Origin of the sequence: Streptomyces sp. 8N706 (assembly GCF_052245415.1) — a bacterium.
Classification (GTDB): Bacteria; Actinomycetota; Actinomycetes; order Streptomycetales; family Streptomycetaceae; genus Streptomyces.
Genome location: NZ_JBQQBW010000132.1, coordinates 1 through 16,776 on the forward strand (window position 1 = coordinate 1; position 16,776 = coordinate 16,776).

12 protein-coding genes and 1 tRNA gene are annotated in these 16,776 nt (G+C 72.2%); 6 read left to right on the forward strand and 7 right to left on the reverse strand.

Annotated features, from left to right (window positions below):
• The 3 genes from ACTWQE_RS30140 to ACTWQE_RS30150 form a co-directional block, all read left to right on the forward strand.
• A partial coding sequence (locus tag ACTWQE_RS30140) for a PP2C family protein-serine/threonine phosphatase (protein WP_443332252.1) occupies positions 1 to 968 on the forward strand: 968 nt, incomplete at its 5' end.
• Between the two features lie 257 nt (positions 969 to 1,225).
• Complete coding sequence (locus tag ACTWQE_RS30145) at positions 1,226 to 2,593, forward strand: vWA domain-containing protein (protein WP_443332253.1); 1,368 nt, start codon at positions 1,226 to 1,228, stop codon at positions 2,591 to 2,593.
• A gap of 46 nt (positions 2,594 to 2,639) precedes the next feature.
• The gene (locus tag ACTWQE_RS30150) at positions 2,640 to 3,842 is read left to right on the forward strand and encodes an FHA domain-containing protein (protein ID WP_443332254.1); all 1,203 of its coding nucleotides are present in this window, start codon (positions 2,640 to 2,642) and stop codon (positions 3,840 to 3,842) included.
• On the opposite strand, the gene ACTWQE_RS30155 is transcribed toward ACTWQE_RS30150, so the two are convergent.
• On the reverse strand, positions 3,823 to 4,854 hold the full coding sequence (locus ACTWQE_RS30155) for a methyltransferase domain-containing protein (RefSeq protein WP_443332255.1): 1,032 nt from the start codon (positions 4,852 to 4,854) through the stop codon (positions 3,823 to 3,825). The two genes, ACTWQE_RS30150 and ACTWQE_RS30155, sit on opposite strands and share 20 nt — an antisense overlap.
• Positions 4,855 to 5,032: 178 nt before the next feature.
• Here ACTWQE_RS30155 and ACTWQE_RS30160 point away from each other — a divergent pair, with 178 nt between their 5' ends.
• A complete protein-coding gene (locus tag ACTWQE_RS30160) occupies positions 5,033 to 5,437 on the forward strand; it encodes a globin (protein ID WP_443332256.1) in 405 nt (134 codons plus the stop codon).
• Positions 5,434 to 6,813: a cytochrome P450 gene (locus ACTWQE_RS30165; RefSeq protein ID WP_443332257.1), complete on the forward strand. Its 1,380-nt coding sequence runs from the start codon at positions 5,434 to 5,436 to the stop codon at positions 6,811 to 6,813. Before ACTWQE_RS30160 ends, ACTWQE_RS30165 begins: the two co-directional genes overlap by 4 nt.
• Positions 6,814 to 7,202: 389 nt before the next feature.
• Here ACTWQE_RS30165 and ACTWQE_RS30170 read toward each other — a convergent pair whose 3' ends face one another.
• From ACTWQE_RS30170 to ACTWQE_RS30195, 6 genes are all read right to left on the reverse strand, one after another.
• Complete coding sequence (locus tag ACTWQE_RS30170; RefSeq protein ID WP_443332258.1) at positions 7,203 to 8,252, reverse strand: hypothetical protein; 1,050 nt, start codon at positions 8,250 to 8,252, stop codon at positions 7,203 to 7,205.
• Positions 8,249 to 8,677, reverse strand: coding sequence for an acyl-CoA thioesterase (locus ACTWQE_RS30175; protein WP_443332259.1), 429 nt, complete (start codon positions 8,675 to 8,677; stop codon positions 8,249 to 8,251). Before ACTWQE_RS30175 ends, ACTWQE_RS30170 begins: the two co-directional genes overlap by 4 nt.
• Positions 8,678 to 8,679: 2 nt before the next feature.
• Positions 8,680 to 10,344, reverse strand: a complete 1,665-nt coding sequence (ettA, locus tag ACTWQE_RS30180; protein WP_443332260.1) for an energy-dependent translational throttle protein EttA — start codon at positions 10,342 to 10,344, stop codon at positions 8,680 to 8,682.
• A gap of 153 nt (positions 10,345 to 10,497) precedes the next feature.
• The gene (locus ACTWQE_RS30185) at positions 10,498 to 11,940 is read right to left on the reverse strand and encodes a Cys-Gln thioester bond-forming surface protein (protein WP_443332261.1); all 1,443 of its coding nucleotides are present in this window, start codon (positions 11,938 to 11,940) and stop codon (positions 10,498 to 10,500) included.
• Between the two features lie 461 nt (positions 11,941 to 12,401).
• Complete coding sequence (locus ACTWQE_RS30190) at positions 12,402 to 14,393, reverse strand: GTPase (protein ID WP_443332262.1); 1,992 nt, start codon at positions 14,391 to 14,393, stop codon at positions 12,402 to 12,404.
• Between the two features lie 287 nt (positions 14,394 to 14,680).
• Positions 14,681 to 16,342 (reverse strand): dynamin family protein, encoded by a 1,662-nt coding sequence (locus ACTWQE_RS30195; RefSeq protein ID WP_443332263.1) that lies wholly within the window; start codon positions 16,340 to 16,342, stop codon positions 14,681 to 14,683.
• Positions 16,343 to 16,618: 276 nt separating this feature from the next.
• Here ACTWQE_RS30195 and ACTWQE_RS30200 point away from each other — a divergent pair.
• Positions 16,619 to 16,691: transfer RNA gene (locus ACTWQE_RS30200), tRNA-Arg, on the forward strand.
• The last annotated feature ends 85 nt before the right edge of the window (positions 16,692 to 16,776 follow it).

Here is a 16,776-nt window from a genome sequence, read left to right on the forward strand (position 1 = left end):
AGCCCGCACCGTCGGTCACCGACACCCCCGGCGGCGCGGAGGTCGCGGGCACGACCTGCGTCGCGTGCCGTATGGGCCTGATCGACAGGGACGGCTACTGCGAGAACTGCGGCCATGCCCAGCCCCGTAAGCGGGACCACATGGAGCAGGCGCTCGACTGCGTCGCGGCGGTCAGCGACCGGGGGCTGCGGCACCACCGCAACGAGGACGCCTTCTCGGTCTCCACGACGGCCCTGCCGGACGGCTGCCCCGCGGTCGTCGCCGTCGTCTGCGACGGAGTCTCCTCGGCGACCCGGCCCGACGAGGCCTCCCAGGCGGCTTCGGAGGCCGCGAGCGCGTCGCTGCTGGCGGCCCTGCCGCAGGGCACGCACCCGCAGCAGGCCATGCACGAGGCGATCCTCTCCGCCGCCCAGGCCGTCAACTCCCTGGCGGAGGCCGTGGAGCCGGATCAGGAGCGCGACGCGCACCGGCACCAGAACGCCCCGGCCTGCACCATCGTCAGCGCGGTCGTGTCCGCCGGCATCCTCACGGTCGGCTGGATCGGCGACAGCCGGGCGTACTGGGTCCCGGACGACCGTACGGCCCTGCCCTCCCGGCTGACCGAGGACGACTCCTGGGCCGCGCAGATGGTGGCCACGGGTCTGATGTCGGAGGCGGAGGCCTACGCCGACTCCCGGGCTCACGCGATCACGGGCTGGCTCGGCGCGGACGCGTACGAGATCGAGCCGCACACCGCGTCGTTCAAGCCGGACCGGTCCGGTGTCGTCGTGGTCTGTACCGACGGGCTGTGGAACTACGCGGAGGCCGCGGAGGACATGGCCCTGGCCGTGCCGACGGACGCCCGGTCCCGGCCCTTGCACAGCGCGCAGACCCTGGTGGGTTACGCGCTGGACGGCGGGGGCCACGACAACGTAACAGTGGCCGTGGTGCCGTTCCACGCTCCCGTCACGGGGGCAGGATCGGCCTGAGGCTCATCGCCGCCCGAGCCCGCAGCGGTGAGTATCGACCGAACCCGAGCACCGGTCGAAACCGAGCCACCGATCGAGACCGAGCAACGGCCGACCGAGCCCGGAGCAGCGGAGCACAGAGCAACCGAGCACCGAGCACCGCGAACTGAGCACGAAGCACTGAGCACTGAGCACGTGCTCGCACGGGGGGAAGCGTCGTCCGGATTCCGCCCGCCCCATGGGTCCATGTCCGGATGGAGGGTCGAGGAGCGGATCAGATGACAGCCTTCCCCCAGTCGAACGTGCCGCGGTTCTCCGTCGAGGTGTACCAGAACGAGTACCTCCCCGAGGGCGGACGCGAGGTCCACGCCGTCGTCACCGTCACCGCCACCACAAACGGCGGCGCCACCACGGACGGCGGCGCAGGGGCAGGCACGGCACCGGGCCCGCGCGCGTACACCCGGGCCGCGGGCCCCGATGCGGCCGTCGTGATCATGGTCGACTGCTCGGGCTCCATGGAGTACCCACCGACCAAGATGCGCAACGCACGCGACGCGACCGCGGCCGCGATCGACACCCTGCGCGACGGCGTCGCCTTCGCTGTGGTCGGCGGCACCCATGTGGCCCGCGAGATCTACCCCGGCGGGGGCGGGCTGGCGACCGCCGACGCGGCCACGCGGGAGCAGGCCAAGCAAGCGCTGCGCACGCTGAGCGCGGGTGGCGGGACGGCCATCGGCACCTGGCTGCGGCTCGCCGGCCGGCTGCTCTCGGGCGCGGATGTCTCCATACGCCACGGCATCCTGCTGACCGACGGGCGCAACGAACACGAGTCGCCCGAGGAGTTGCAGGCGTCGCTCGCGGCGTGTGCGGGCCGGTTCACCTGTGACGCACGGGGAGTGGGCACCGACTGGGAGGTCCGGGAGGTCACCGGCATCGCCTCCGCGCTGCTGGGCACGGCCGACATCGTGGCCGATCCGGCAGGACTGTCCGCGGACTTCGCCCGGATGATGGAGACGGCGATGGGCAAGGAGGTCGCGGACGTGGCGCTGCGGCTGTGGACGCCGGTCGGCGCGGAGATCGCGTTTGTGAAACAGATGGCGCCGACGGTCGAGGAGCTGACCGGTCGGCGCGGTGACTCCGGGCCGCGGACCGGCGACTACCCGACCGGTTCGTGGGGCGACGAATCCCGCGACTACCACGTGTGCATACGGGTGCCCGCGGCCGGTGTGGGCCAGGAGATGCTGGCCGCGCGGGTCTCGCTGGTCCTCCCGGAGCCGGAAGGCGGGATTCCTGTAGCCCTGTCCCATGGGCTCGTACGGGCCGTGTGGACCGATGACACGGCCGCCTCGACCTCCATCAATCCGCAGGTCGCGCACTATACGGGCCAGGCGGAACTGGCTCGGACCATCCAGGAGGGGCTGGATGCGCGCAAGTCGGGTGACCGGGACGGAGCGACGGCGAAGCTGGGCAGGGCCGTACAGCTCGCGAGCGTCTCGGGGAATGAGGCGACGGCGAGACTCCTGGCGAAGGTGGTGGACGTCGTCGATGCGCCGACAGGTACTGTGCGACTGAAAGTGAAGGTCACGGAAGCGGACGAGATGACGCTCGAGACGCGCTCCACGAAGACGGTTCGCGTCAAGAAGTGACGAAGAACGGTCCGGAGGGGCCGAGGTGAGAGGGGGAAGCACCGACATGCCGACTTGCCCGAACGGACACCAGTCGGGTTCCGACGACTGGTGCGAGGTCTGCGGACACCGCATGGCCGGTGCCGGGGCTCCCGCCGGTGCCGTCCCACCGCCACCGCCACCCCCACCCTCACCCCCGCCGGCGCCCGGCGGCCCGCTCTCCCCGGGCAGTCCCGGCGGTTACGGGTACCCGAACCAGAACCCGAACCGGCCTCCGGGGCTGTACGACCCGAACGCCACCGCGCAGGCGGAGCTCTGCCCGCAGTGCCGGACCCCGCGCGAGGCTCAGGCGCCGTTCTGCGAGGAGTGCCGTTACAACTTCCTGACGCACTCGCCCACCGCGTACACACCGCCTCCGCCGCAGCAGTTGGGCGGACCGCTGCCGCCCGGTTTCCAGCAGCAGCCGTCGCAGGGGCCGCCGCCTCAGGGACCGCCGCCGCCTCCTCCGCCACCTGTGCCTCAGGGATATCAGAGCGCTCAGGGGCCCCCGCCCGGGTACGACTACCAGAGCTCGCGCCCCTCCCAGATGAACCGCCCGGCCGAACCGCTGGTGCCGCAGCAGCCACACCAACCACACCAACCGCAGCAGCCGCAGCAGCAGGCTCCGCACGGGGTGCCGCAGCAGGCCCCGTACCAGCAGGCACCGCCGCCCGCCCAGAGTTTCCGGTCCGACGGCGACTGGACGCTGCCGCCGCCGGCGCAGGCCCCGAGCGCACCGCCGGCTCCGGACTTCGGCGCCGGAGCACAGCAACAGCAACAGCAACAGCCGTACGGCGCCCCGGCCCCGGCCCCGGCCGCCCAACCGGCAGGCTGGGTCGCGGTGGTGGCACCGGACCGCGAGTACTTCCTGGCCATGATGGGGCGAAGCGGACCGGAGGCCTCCGGTCTGAACCTCCCCGCCTACTCGCCCGAGCAGCAACTCCCGCTCAACGGTCACCAGATCACCATCGGGCGCCGCCGGAACAGCACGGGCGAGTCCCCCGACATCGATCTGTCCCGCCCGCCGGAGGACCCGGGGGTCTCGCACCAACACGCGTTGCTCGTCCGGCAGCCGGACGGCAGTTGGTCGGTGGTCGACCAGGACTCCACGAACGGCACCACCCTCAACGGCGGTGAGGAGCCGATCCAGCCCTTCGTCCCGATTCCCCTTCAGGACGGCGACCGCGTCCATGTCGGCGCCTGGACCACCATCACCCTTCGCCGGGGCTGAGGGGCACGTCCGTTCCGGCGCTGCCCAGCGGCCAGGTACGGGGGCCGTCCGGGCTGTCCAGCCAGGCCCATTGGCGGTCGCCGCGGACCGTGACACCGAAACGCTCCCGCCCGGGCCGGTGCGCGCTCTGCCAGAGGTCGTACGCCGCCCGGGGCTCCACGCTGCCCGCGGTCAGGGTGAGCATGAACTGGAACAGCTCGTGCCGTAGAGCGCCCTGCGGCAGCAGGCCGGTATCCGGGGGCTCGGGGACGGGACCGCCCCGGAGCGGGACGAAGTAGGCGGCGGTGTGCAGGAACCGGCCCTCCGCATGGTCCGGCCCGAGGACGCGCAGCGAGATCAGGCCGGTGGCGAGTGGGGCCAGGATGAGGCCGCCCGGCCGGCAGTGCGCGACCCAGGCGGGAGGTACGGCCGCCAGGGAACAGGTCGCGAGAATACGGTCATAGGGGGCGCGGGCGGGACAACCGCCCGCCCCGTCGGCGGTGACGACCGCCGGGCGGTACCCGGCGGCGGCGAGATGGCTGCGGGCGGACTCGGTGATCTCCGGGTCGAGGTCCACCGTCGTCACCCGCTCCTCACCGAGCCGGTGCGAGAGCAGCGCGGCGTTGTAGCCGGTGCCCGCGCCGATCTCCAGGACCTCGTCACCGTCGTGCACGTCGAGGGCGTCCAGCATCCGCGCCATCAGCGACGGCTGGCTGCTGGACGAGATGAGCGCGCCGTCCCGTACGCGGGTGGCCAGCGGGGTGTCGGCGTACGCCCCGGACAGCCAGCGGTCACGGACGCGGGGGTCGGGATCGTCGCACCACACCCGCTCGTAGCCCGCTCCGGTACCCGTGTAGTAGTACGGCACGAACAGATGGCGCGGCACCTCCTCGAAGGCCGCCCGCCACGCGGGATCACCGAGCCCGCCGTCCGCGACGATCGCCCGGACGAGCGCCGCCCGCGCCGCCGCCGCCGTGTCCGTACGCGGTCCCGGCCGATCGGTCTCCGAGTCCGTACGGTCCTCGCCACCCATGACACCACTGTGCTGCGCACGGACCCGCGAGGCGACACCGCGGGCGGCCGGATGCTCGGCGGGGCCACCGGATTCCACCGCGTGTGTCCCGTAATGACGTGTTTGCGCTGTGTGTATGCCGTCCGCGGGGGTCCTACGACTCCGGTTCTCGGCCGTGGCGTCTGAGAGCATAGGGGGCGTGAATGAGATTCCGCGCGGCACTCTGCAGGAGCAGACCTTCTACGAGCGGGTCGGTGGTGAGCCGACCTTCCGACGGCTGGTGCACCGCTTCTACCAAGGAGTCGCCGAGGACCCGCTGCTGCGGCCGATGTACCCGGAGGAGGATCTGGGACCGGCCGAGGAGCGGCTCACGCTCTTCCTCATCCAGTACTGGGGCGGGCCACGCACCTACAGCGACAACCGCGGCCACCCGCGGCTGCGGATGCGGCACGCTCCGTTCACGGTGAACCAGGCCGCGCACGACGCCTGGCTGCGGCATATGCGCGACGCGGTCGACGAGCTGGAGCTCGCCCCGGAGCACGAGGCGGAGCTGTGGAAGTACCTCACGTACGCGGCCGCTTCCATGGTCAACAGCGACGGATGAGCGCTCCCGATCCGACGGCTCCCGATCCGACGACGCTCGATCCGACGCCTCTCGATCCGGCCGACGAGGCCTTCGCCCGCGATCCCTTCCCCTACTACGCCACGCTGCGCTCTCGGGGACCCGCGGCGCGCGTCGCGCTGGCCAACGGGACGTACGCCTGGCTGGTCACCGGATACGAGCAGACCCGGGCGGTGCTGGCCGACCCTCGTTTCTCCAACGTGCCACCACGGGCCGCGGGCCGCCCCAAGCCGGACTCCCCCGCCCAGCGCGCCAGAGCCTGCCTCGCCCGTCACATGCTCAACTCCGACGCCCCCGACCACACCCGCCTGCGACGACTGACCGCCGCGGCCTTCACCCCACGGCGGGTCGACGCGCTGCGGCCGCGGATCGAGGAACTGACGGCCGGACTCGTACGGGACCTGGCGGCGCGGCTGCGCCGGGACGGGTCCACGGACCTGGTCGACGTCTTCGCGTTCCCGCTGCCGGTCCTGGTGATCGGCGAGGTTCTCGGCGTGCCGGAGGAGGACCGGGCGGATCTACGGGAGTGGACCTATCGGGTGGGCTCCCCCGCCGACGCCCTCGCGCAGGGCGAGGTCGACGAGGCGTGGACCCGGCTGCACACCTACTTTTCGTCGCTGATCGCGGAGAAGCGCCGGGCACCGGGCGAGGACCTGTTCAGCGTGCTGGTGCACGACTCCTCGGAGGGCGGCGGACTCGATGACGGCGAGCTGCTCGCGATGGCCTTCCTGCTGCTCTTCGCGGGCTACGAGACCACCATGAATCTGCTCGCCTCGGCGTCCCTGCTGCTGCTCAGCCATCCGGACGAGCTGGCGGCGGCCCGACGGGAGCCGGACCGCTGGACCGCTGTCGTCGAGGAGGCGCTCCGGCACGCGAGCCCGCTCGAAGGCACGACCTGGCGGCGTACGACCGAGGCAGTCGACCTGGGAGACGGGGCGCTGATACCGGCCGGTGCCTCCGTCCTCGCCGTGCTCGCCGCCGCCAACCGCGACCCCGCCCTCTTCCCCGACCCGGACGCTTTCCGGCCGGGGCGCTACACCGCCGGTGGTGGCGGAGCTCCGGCAGGATCATGCCCCGCCTCCTCCGGCCGGCGTGGCGGGACATCGACGGAGGTGTCGGGCCCGGCCTCCGACCGGACCGGATCGCGTGCCGCGCCGCACGCGGCCTTCGGGCACGGACCGCACTTCTGCGTGGGATCCCGGCTGGCCCGGCTGGAGGCGACCGTCGCCCTGCCGCTCCTCTTCGACACCCTGCCGGGGCTGCGCCTGGCAGCCGATCCCTCTGAACTCCCCTACCGGCCCGGTCTGTTGGTGCGCGGCCCCCGCCGCCTGCCGGTCACGACCGCCCCAGGTCTCTGACCACAGCAGCGACCTTCACCTCGTGCACCGGCAGGCCCGGTACGGCGACCGGCCGGGACCGGGCGCCGTCGCGGCCGGCGATGAACCCGCACTCGACGCGGTGGCGCCGGCTGCCCGCGTCCACCGAGGCTGCGGGCGGGCGGCGCGGCGCTGCCGCTCTCGGGAACCGCCGAGCCTGAGCGGGCCGCGCGGCGGGGCTCGGCTCCGGTGCGTCGGACCCGCCGGATGAGGCCGTGGCCGACCAGCGACGGCCGTGGCCATGGCCGACCGGCGAACGAACTCGCCCCCGGAGCGCGGGGAAAGCCTTCCCAGCCACGTACGGGCGCGCGTTCCCGGCCTCCGGCGTCAACGCACCACTCCGGGGCGGCGGTTGACGGGGCTCTCAGGCCTCAGACAGGCATGACGCCGAGCCCCTGCAGACCCGCCCGCCGCACCGCGATCGAACCGTACGGGGTGCGCAGCCGCAGCCAGCCGCCCGTGGCGAGCAACGCCGGCTCTGTGGCGGGCGGTGCCGGCTCCGTGGCGGGCGGTGCCGCCGCGAGGACTGTCGTCGCACCGTTGCCGCGGGGGCCGGGCACTCCCGTGGCCCGGGGGGTGGTGACGGCGGCCGGCAGCGGCCGCAGGAAGCCCAGCGACTGCGCGGCGTGCACGGCACGCAGCGGGAGCTCGGTCTCGCCCAGCGTGCGGGACCAGATCTCGCGGCCGATCCGGTCGAGCTCGGAGCGGGTGCGCCTGCCCTCCGGAAGGGACTCCGTCCGCGCCCGGAACTCGGTGACGGCCGCGGCGACCGCCCCCCGTACCGCCTCCGCCGCGGGCAGGCCCTCGACCCGCTGCCAGCCGCCGCGCGGCGGCAGCAGACCGGCCCACGGCGGACCCGTGACCGGTTCGGGAACGGTGACGGCGGGACCGCCGCCGGTGGAGCCCGCCGGGGACTCCGTGGGGACCTTCCGGGACCCCACGGGGCCCGGCCGGAAGGCGTCCGACGCCCCGGACGACTGTTCCCGGATCCCCCCGGGGGACGCCCCTGCCGGGGCCCTCTCGGACACCGGCGCACCGCCCGGGTCCGTCCCTCCGGATGCCCCGGCCTCCGCCGTCGGTCCGGTGACGGCGGCGAGCCCGGCGTCGATCGCGTCGGCCAGCTGCCCCGCCGAGACGGTCACGTCCAGCGCGGCGGGCTCGCCCACGGACGGCGTCTGCGCCCGGCCCCCCGCGTGTCCGCGCGGGGCGGGCCGCTCGGCGAGCCGGGCCGTACGAATGGCCAGCACCTCGAAGGAGGCGGGCCGGCCGAAGACCGCCAGCACGCCCCCCGGCTCCGCCGGAGCGCCCCCGGCGCCCGCCTGCAGACGTACCACCGCACGGCGGTCGTAGTGGATCAGCCGTGCCAGGAACGCGGCGAGGTCCGCCGCCTCCCCTGCATCGGCCAGGCGCAGCGCCGTCATACGGCGACGGCCTTCTCCGCGCTGTCGTCCATGTACGTCTCGAGAACGGCACGCTCCTCGTCGGTGATCCGTCGCGGGCGGCCCTTGTCGAGGTCGTACGGCACGACCATCGTCGAGGCGCGGACGTAGATCTGGTCGGCGTCCTTGACCTCGTACGCGACGGTCAGCGACGCCGCGCTGATCTTCGTCACCCGGGTTTCGATGGTGACCGGCTCATGCCGGTGGACCAGCGGACGCAGGTAGTCGATCTCGTGCCGCGCCACGACCGATCCGCCACTGAACGACGGACTGCCGTCCCCCGGCGCCAGCCGGAACATGAAGTCGATCCGCGCCTCCTCCAGGTAGCGGACGAAGACCGCGTTGTTGACATGGCCGAAGGCGTCCATGTCCGACCAGCGCAGGGGACAGGAGAAAATATGCCGCACACTCAGCCCCGGGTCAGCTTCTTGTACGTGGCGCGGTGCGGACGGGCCGCGTCCGGGCCCAGCCGCTCGACCTTGTTCTTCTCGTACGACTCGAAGTTGCCCTCGAACCAGAACCACTTGGACTCGCCCTCGTAGGCGAGGATGTGGGTGGCGACACGGTCGAGGAACCACCGGTCGTGGGAGACCACCACGGCGCAGCCGGGAAACTCCAGCAGCGCGTTCTCCAGCGAGGACAGGGTCTCGACGTCGAGGTCGTTGGTCGGCTCGTCGAGGAGCAGCAGGTTGCCGCCCTGCTTGAGGGTGAGCGCCAGGTTGAGGCGGTTGCGCTCACCGCCGGAGAGCACCCCGGCGGGCTTCTGCTGGTCCGGGCCCTTGAAGCCGAACGCGGAGACATAGGCCCGCGAGGGCATCTCGACCTGGCCGACGTTGATGTAGTCCAGCTCGTCGGAGACGACGGCCCACAGCGTCTTCTTGGGGTCGATGTTGGCGCGGCCCTGGTCGACGTAGGAGATCTTGACGGTGTCGCCGACCTTGATGGATCCGGAGTCCGGGGTCTCCAGGCCCTGGATCATCTTGAACAGGGTCGTCTTGCCGGCGCCGTTCGGGCCGATCACGCCGACGATGCCGTTGCGCGGCAGGGTGAAGGAGAGGTCGTCGATGAGGACCTTCTCACCGAACGCCTTGGAGAGGTTCTCGATCTCGACCACGACGTTTCCCAGGCGCGGGCCCGGCGGGATCTGGATCTCCTCGAAGTCCAGCTTCCGGGTCTTCTCGGCCTCGGCGGCCATCTCCTCGTAGCGGGTGAGACGCGCCTTGGACTTCGCCTGGCGGCCCTTGGCGTTGGAGCGGACCCAGTCCAGCTCCTCCTTCAGACGCTTGGCGCGCTTGGCGTCCTTCTGGCCTTCGACCTTGAGGCGGGTGGCCTTCTTGTCGAGATACGTGGAGTAGTTGCCCTCGTACGGGTGGGCACGGCCGCGGTCGAGCTCGAGGATCCACTCGGCGACGTTGTCGAGGAAGTACCGGTCGTGGGTGACGGCGACGACGGTGCCCGCGTACTTGGCGAGGTGCTGCTCCAGCCACTGGACGGACTCGGCGTCCAGGTGGTTGGTGGGCTCATCGAGAAGCAGCAGGTCAGGGGCCTGGAGCAGCAGCTTGCAGAGCGCGACACGGCGGCGCTCACCACCGGAGAGGTTGGTGACGGGCCAGTCGCCGGGCGGGCAGCCGAGGGCGTCCATGGCCTGCTCGAGCTGGGTGTCGAGGTCCCAGGCGTTGCTGTGGTCGAGGGCTTCCTGGAGCTTGCCCATCTCCGCGAGCAGGTCGTCGGAGTAGTCCGTGGCCATCTGCTCGGCGATCTCGTTGAACCGCTTGAGCTTGGCCATGGTGTCGGCCGCGCCGTCCTGGACGTTCTCCAGGACGGTCTTGGACTCGTCCAGCGGCGGCTCCTGAAGGAGCATGCCGACGGAGTAGCCGGGCGAGAGGAAGGCGTCGCCGTTCGACGGCTGCTCGAGCCCTGCCATGATCTTCAGCACGGTGGACTTACCGGCGCCGTTCGGGCCGACCACACCGATCTTCGCGCCGGGCAGGAAGTTCAGCGTCACGTCGTCGAGGATCACCTTGTCGCCGTGCGCCTTACGCGCCTTGCGCATGGTGTAGATGAACTCAGCCAAGAGAAACCGTCCGGCAATCGATGAGTGGGCAGATACACCCCATCTTGCCGCACGAGCCGCGCCAGGCGTTAACCAGTAAGGCGCCAAGATCGCAAGTGGGCCCCGGTACGCCTGGCGCACCGGGGCCACTGTCATCAGAGGGTCACCATGCGGTTACTCCGCAGAGCCCGCCGCCTTCTTCCTGCGGAGGAAGAAGACCGTGCCGCCGCCGACCGCGAGGAGCGCGACGGCGATGCCCGCGATCACCGGGGTGGCGTTGCTGCTGCCGGTCTCGGCGAGGTCTCCGCCGTCACCGGCACCACCGGCGGAACCGTCGGAGGAGCCGTCGGAGGAGCCGTCGGACGAACCGCCGGCCGTGGCCGGGCTGGGCTCGGAGGACGGCTCGTCACTGCCGCCACTGGGGATACCGGCGGTCTTGCAGTCGAGGACACCGGAGAAGGTCTTCTTGAAGCCGTTCGGACCGGTGATGGTGAAGTCGTAGGCCTGGTCCTCCTTCACCGGGATGGTGACGGTCTCGGACTTGCCCGCCTCGATGGTGTGCTTCACGCCCGCCAGCTCGAAGGTGAACGACTCGTCGCCCTCGTTGGTGGCTGTGATGTCCACCCCGCCCTTGGCGCAGTTCTTCTCGGCGGACACCGCCGGGATGGCGCCCTCCTTCGCCCAGTTCGCGGTGGCGGTGGCGGAGACGGTGCTTTCGCTGGAACCGGCCAGGATCTGGGTCTGGCTCTTGGTCTCGCTGGCGAAGGCTCGGCCGACCGGCACCGTGGTGGTCGCCTGGGCGGTCAGCGAGGTCGAGCCGTCGGGGGTGCCGCTCGGCACGTCGAAGAACAGCTCAGTGCCGCTGACGGCGCTGGTGACGGGCTTGCCGTCCTTGCCGACGACCTTGACGCCCGAGGCCGCGGCGGCCGGGGCGGGCGTGACGGTGACGTTCTGGGCGTCGGTGTTGACGGTGATCGGGCCGAGCCGGTCGCCGGACTTCCCGGAGACGGCCGCCGGGTCGAGGGTCAGCGACGCCTTCGGCTCCTCGAGGTCCTTGGCACTCTTCTCGAGGTAGTCGGCGAGCTTCTCGGCCTCGGGGTCGGCCGCCTCGACGTTCACATGGTCCGAGTAGCGCCAGATCGCGACCTGGGTGCCGGCGGCCGCGGTCTTCTCGGTCAGCGTGCCGGCCTGGGCGGTCTCGGCGAGCTTGCTGAGGTCGTTCACCTGCGGGTACGAGTTCTGCAGGATCCAGCGGATCTTGCCCGCGTCGGCGTTGTCGTGCAGCGACGAGGAGCTCCAGGGCACCTCCTGGTACTGCGCCTGACGCTGCGTCGGGTTATGGATGTCGATGCAGTACGTCTGGAGCGTGCCGCCACCGTCGACGGTCATCTCGAAGAGACCGGCGCCGACCTTCTGATCCTGTCCACCCTCCTGGTGGATGACCGCCTGGTCGGCCACCTTGAGACCGCCCAGTGCGGCGGTCGCCCCGCCCTGGCTCGGGACAGCGTCGTCGGCGACGGCCGGCCCCGCGGCGGCTATCGCTCCCGCCGCGATCAGGCCGGAGGCCATCACGGCGGCGGCGAGGCGGGCAGAGCCCCGCCTACGTACAGAAGTCATGGATTTCCCCTCCGGGCGAGGCAGCCATGGGGGCGGGCGCCTCGCGTGAAAACTCAAGAGCCCCGTGAGTACGCACGGATCTTAGGAAGAAAGCGCAACAGGGTCCCCACCATTGACGGCCGACAACCGATCCGAATCGGAATCGTTATCGCCGAGCCGCATCTGACCTGGGATTATCGACAAATCCTCACTTCAAACCCCCTCTATTCGGCGGCAGTTCGGCAACGCACCCATTGAGGTCGGAGCGTCCCAGAGGCGACGAACCGGGCGGCCAGCCGGACTTCCTCGCCCGACGCCCCCCGCCAACCGGACTCCCCTCCGCGACGATCCGGCCAACCGGACTCCCCTCCCCCGAGATCGGCTCGCTGCCTTCCGCACCCATGCTGCCCGCCAACGCCGACCGGCGCTGGACCCTGTGGACAACCCAGCGGTTGTGGACAACTCCCTCACTCCTACGGCTTCTACAGGAGCGTTGTGTGGGAAGGGCCTCCCGCCGCGACCAGATACTGGTCACGGACCTCGCGATAGCGCAGCAGTTCCGCGGCAACCGGCTCCAGCACCTGTGCCCGCCCGCACGACGCCGCCGCGCTTCGCAGCCGCCACTCCGTCTCCTGTCCGTAACGCCGGGCCGGGCCGCTCGACGCCGTCCGGCAGAACCACCCCAGTACGGGTCCGCCCCCCACCCCGACCGCCATCAGCAGGGCCGGCAGCAGCCAGGCGTCACCGGGCCCGCTCACCACCGTCCACGTCATCCAGAGCGCGCCGGCGACCTGGATGACGAACAGCAACCCCTGACAGGCGGACGCAACCGACCACCAGCCGGGCCCGTCGGGGCGTGCGGTCCCGACGGTCTGGGCGGAAGCCGCCTCGTCCAGCACCCCGGGCAGCTGCTCCGCGCCCCGTGCGGCGGCTTCCCGTACCGCCTGGGCCCAGGCCTCCGGCAGCCCCGCCGACGCGTCGTCCACCACCCCCCGTACGGCCTGCTCCACGATGGCGCGGGCGGTGCTCGGCAGACCCCCGGCCGGACCGTCCTGGTCATCGAACGGCGCCGGTACGGCCGGGACGGACGCCGATGCCGCCGAGGAGGAGGCAGGCGCCGCCATGAAGGGATCGGAGGCGGCCGGGACGGCAGGAGAGGCCGCCGGAGCACGGGCAGGCGAGCGCTTCACCCCGTACCGCCGGCGCAGCTGGGCCCAGGGGGCGCCGCAGGCGAGTTCCGCGTACCGCAGCCACTCGCGCTCCGCCGCCTGTCCGGCGGCCACGGCGCCCACCGCGTCCGCCAGCCGGTCCTCGAATGCGGCGCGCGCGTGCTCGGTCAGCCCGGCGCGCCCCCGGGCCAGACAGATGGGGCGCAGCCGCTCGGTGACGCCGTCGACGTCCGCGGCGAGCCTGTGCTCCGCGGCCCGGCCGTCCATACTGAACCTGCCGAGCCGGAGCCGGAGTTCGGAGACGCCTTCACCGGTGAGGGCCGACACGGGCAGGACCGTCGCCCCCGGCTCGCCGTGCTCGCCGAGGGCGAGCCCGTCCTCGTCCAGCAGCCGTCGCAGATCGTCCAGCACCTGGTCGGTGGCGTCCCCCGGCAGCCGGTCGATCTGGTTGAGGACCACAAACGTGACCTCGGCGTATCCAGCGAGCGGCCGCAGATAGCGCTCGTGGAGCAGGGCGTCCGCGTACTTCTCCGGGTCGACCACCCACACCACCGCGTCGACGAGTCCGAGCATCCGGTCCACCTGCTCGCGGCGCCCGGCCACGGCCGAGTCGTGGTCGGGCAGATCGAGGAGCACGAGGCCGCGCAGCAGGGACTCGTGCAGACGCTGCGGCCTGCGGCGCTGCCGGGGCGGGATGCCGAGCCGGTCCAGCAGTCCGTCCGCGCCTTCGGACCAGGTGCAGGCGACGGGCGCGGAGGTGGTCGGACGGCGGACTCCCGCCTCGGACAGGTGCGCACCGACGAGGGCGTTGAAGAGGGTGGACTTGCCGCTCCCGGAGGCTCCGGCGATGGCGACGACGGTGTGGTCGAGCGAGAGCCGGTGGCGGGCCGCGGCCTCGTCCAGGACGCGTCCGGGCTCGGCGAGCGTACGACTGTCCAGCCGGGTGCGCGACAGCCCGACGAGTTCGCGCATCGCCTCCAGTCGGACGCGCAAGCCCCGGTTGTAATCCTTACGGCGGTGAGGCACGGGAGTCCGCGGCACGGCCGGCCCCGGTCGGTCGGCGCCCTCCCCGTCCCCGTACGTCCTGGGGCGTGACGCGGCGGCTCCGCTCGGCCCCGCGTGGTCCTCACGGAGGTACGCATGGCCGGATCCCTCAGGGGCCCGGCGGGCGATCAGACCGTCGTCCCAGACCCGGGAGGTGCCGTCGCTACGGGAGGCCGGGGGCGCGTCGTCGGAAGCGGCCGCCCCCGCCGAGCGCTGCTCCGCCGCCCCGCCGAGGGAGCCGACGGCCCCGGAGAGATGCACCGGCGGATGCGACGGCGACTGTCCTGGCTGATGCACCGGCGAGTGCGGTGTGTGTCCTGGCGAGTGCTCTGCCGGATGCACGGGCGGATGCAGGCCCGCATGCGAGGGCGCCCGCACGGCCGCCGGTTCGACCGGGTCCGCGAACGGGGATCCTCCGCTCTCCCCCGGGACGGCCTGCCCGCCCCCTGCCGGTCCGGATGCCGTACGCGGCGTGCGGGCGTACCCGTCGCCCCCCATGTCGTCGGGTGTCCGCCCGGGGTCGCCGGGCCGGTGGGTGCCGGCGGAGCTCACAGCGGTCGCCTCTCCTTCTGCAGTACGGACAGCGCGCCGATCAACTCGGCCTGGAGTTCGGAGGTGACATCGAGGGCGTCCAGCGGGGCCAGACGCCGGTCGCGCTCGCCGGTCAGGACGCGCTCCAGGCACTCGGTGAGCAGCAGCGCCCCCCGGTCCCGCAGCCGTACGGCTCCGTGGGCCCCCAGCGTCTCCGCGAGCGTCTCGCCTGCCTTGCGGCCGCGGTCCCCGCCGACCAGCACCGTGGCGAGGAAGGCGGCGATGCGGTCGGCGTCGGTCGGGCGTTCACGGCCGAGCACCGCCTCGTCGGCCAGCTCCTCGAGACAGCGCCGCCACCGCCGTACCGCGATCCCGACCCGGTCGACCGCGCATGCCGCCCCGGGCACGCTCCCGGGGGCGTACGCGGCCGAGGCGGCCCGGTCCCGGCGCCAGGCCCGCTCCGTACGTTCGTCGGCGTCCGCGACCGCACAGCACAGCAGGGCGGTCAGGCTGTCCACGATGGCGTCCAGGAACTCACCGGAGCCACTGTCGTGCGGGTAGCCACGCCACCTGGTGAGGGCGTTGCCCGCGAGAATCCCACCGGAGGCGACTTCGCTCCGTACCCGCTGGGCGGCCGCTGCATAGGCCTCCTCCACGCAGTGCGCCAGCCGTAGCGCGGCGGCGTGCTGCGCCGCGGCCGCCGAGGCCAGGGCCGGCAGCCGGGAGTTCAGCGAGGCGATCGTTCCGGTCGCCGTCCGGGCGGCGGCATCGGAGCGGGCGGCCGGGTCGAGCGCGTGCTGGACGAGCCAGTCGCGCAGTCCGGCGAGGGCGCTGGCCGGCAGCAGCCCGTTGCCGTCCCCAGTGGATTCGGGCAGCTCGGGGACGGTGAACCGGGGCACATGACGGAACCCGGCCTTGTCCAGCAGCGCGCCGTACTGGCGGGAGACATCGAGGACGACCTGGTGGGGGACCCGGTTGAGCACGGTGACGAGGGTGGCGTCGTACTCCTTGGCCGTACGCAGCAGATGCCAGGGGACCGCGTCGGCGTAACGGGTCGCGGTGGTGACCAGCACCCAGATATCGGCGGCGCAGATCAGCTGGGCGGCGAGATCCCGGTTGCGGGCGACCAGGGAGTCGATGTCGGGGGCATCGAGGAGAGCGAGGCCGGGCGGCAGGGTGTCGACGGTCTCGACGCGCAGGGTGGGGGGCACGTCTTTCGCCCCGTCCCCGCCGTCGTCGTACGGGTCGTAGAGGTCGTCCTCGGCGTCCTGGCCGAGCCGGTAGTGGGAATCGTGCTGCCAGGGCATCCAGACCCGGGTGAGGCCCGGCAGTACCCGGTCCCCCGAGAACCAGTGATGATCGTCGGGGTGGCAGACGAGGACCGGTGTACGGGTGGTGGGGCGCAGCACTCCGGCGGTGCTGACCTGGCGGCCCGTGAGCGTGTTGACCAGCGTGGACTTCCCGGCACCGGTGGAACCGCCGATCACGGCGAGCAGGGGTGCATCGGGAGAGCGCAGGCGGGGAACGAGATAGTCGTCGAGCTGTGCGAGGAGTTCGGCGCGGTTGCGGCGTACGCGGTCCACTCCCGGGAGAGCGAGCGGGAAGCGTGCGGCGGCGACACGGTCGCGCAGTGCGGACAGTGCATCGAGCAGTTGGGGCCGTACATCCAAGGTCGCCACATGCGAAGAATGCCCAATTTTGGCGTTCTTTTGAAGCGTATGGCCGCCTCTGCGCGCCGACCGGAGCAACCCGGCACGGGTGTGACAACTGAGTCTCAGGCATAACGAGTGCACAACAGCCGACGCCCGGGGCGCGAAAATCGGTGCAGAATCCGCATCTGCCTGCGATTATCAGGACCGCTTCACCGAACCTCCACAACATGTCACGGAGGTGAAGCAACCGGGGCCGGGCGCGAGGAGCCCTATCCTTGTCCCGGCCACCGCGGCCACCACCCGGCCCCCGTAGCTCAGTGGATAGAGCAGGTGCCTTCTAAGCACTTGGCCGCAGGTTCGAGTCCTGCCGGGGGCGCACTCGACGATCCGCGATCAGCCCTCCCTCGTGGGGGGCTTTTCTGCTGGCCAGGGGCACTGTAGCGGGGGCGGCGTAGTACCGG

What these genes read in the sequence shown, in the direction of transcription:
- ACTWQE_RS30145 (WP_443332253.1), top strand. Translation starts at nt 1,226, where the DNA reads ATGACAGCCTTCCCCCAGTCGAACGTGCCGCGGTTCTCCGTCGAGGTG.
- ACTWQE_RS30150 (WP_443332254.1), top strand. Translation starts at nt 2,640, where the DNA reads ATGCCGACTTGCCCGAACGGACACCAGTCGGGTTCCGACGACTGGTGC.
- ACTWQE_RS30155 (WP_443332255.1), bottom strand. Translation starts at nt 4,854, where the DNA reads ATGGGTGGCGAGGACCGTACGGACTCGGAGACCGATCGGCCGGGACCG.
- ACTWQE_RS30165 (WP_443332257.1), top strand. Translation starts at nt 5,434, where the DNA reads ATGAGCGCTCCCGATCCGACGGCTCCCGATCCGACGACGCTCGATCCG.
- ACTWQE_RS30170 (WP_443332258.1), bottom strand. Translation starts at nt 8,252, where the DNA reads ATGACGGCGCTGCGCCTGGCCGATGCAGGGGAGGCGGCGGACCTCGCC.
- ACTWQE_RS30185 (WP_443332261.1), bottom strand. Translation starts at nt 11,940, where the DNA reads ATGACTTCTGTACGTAGGCGGGGCTCTGCCCGCCTCGCCGCCGCCGTG.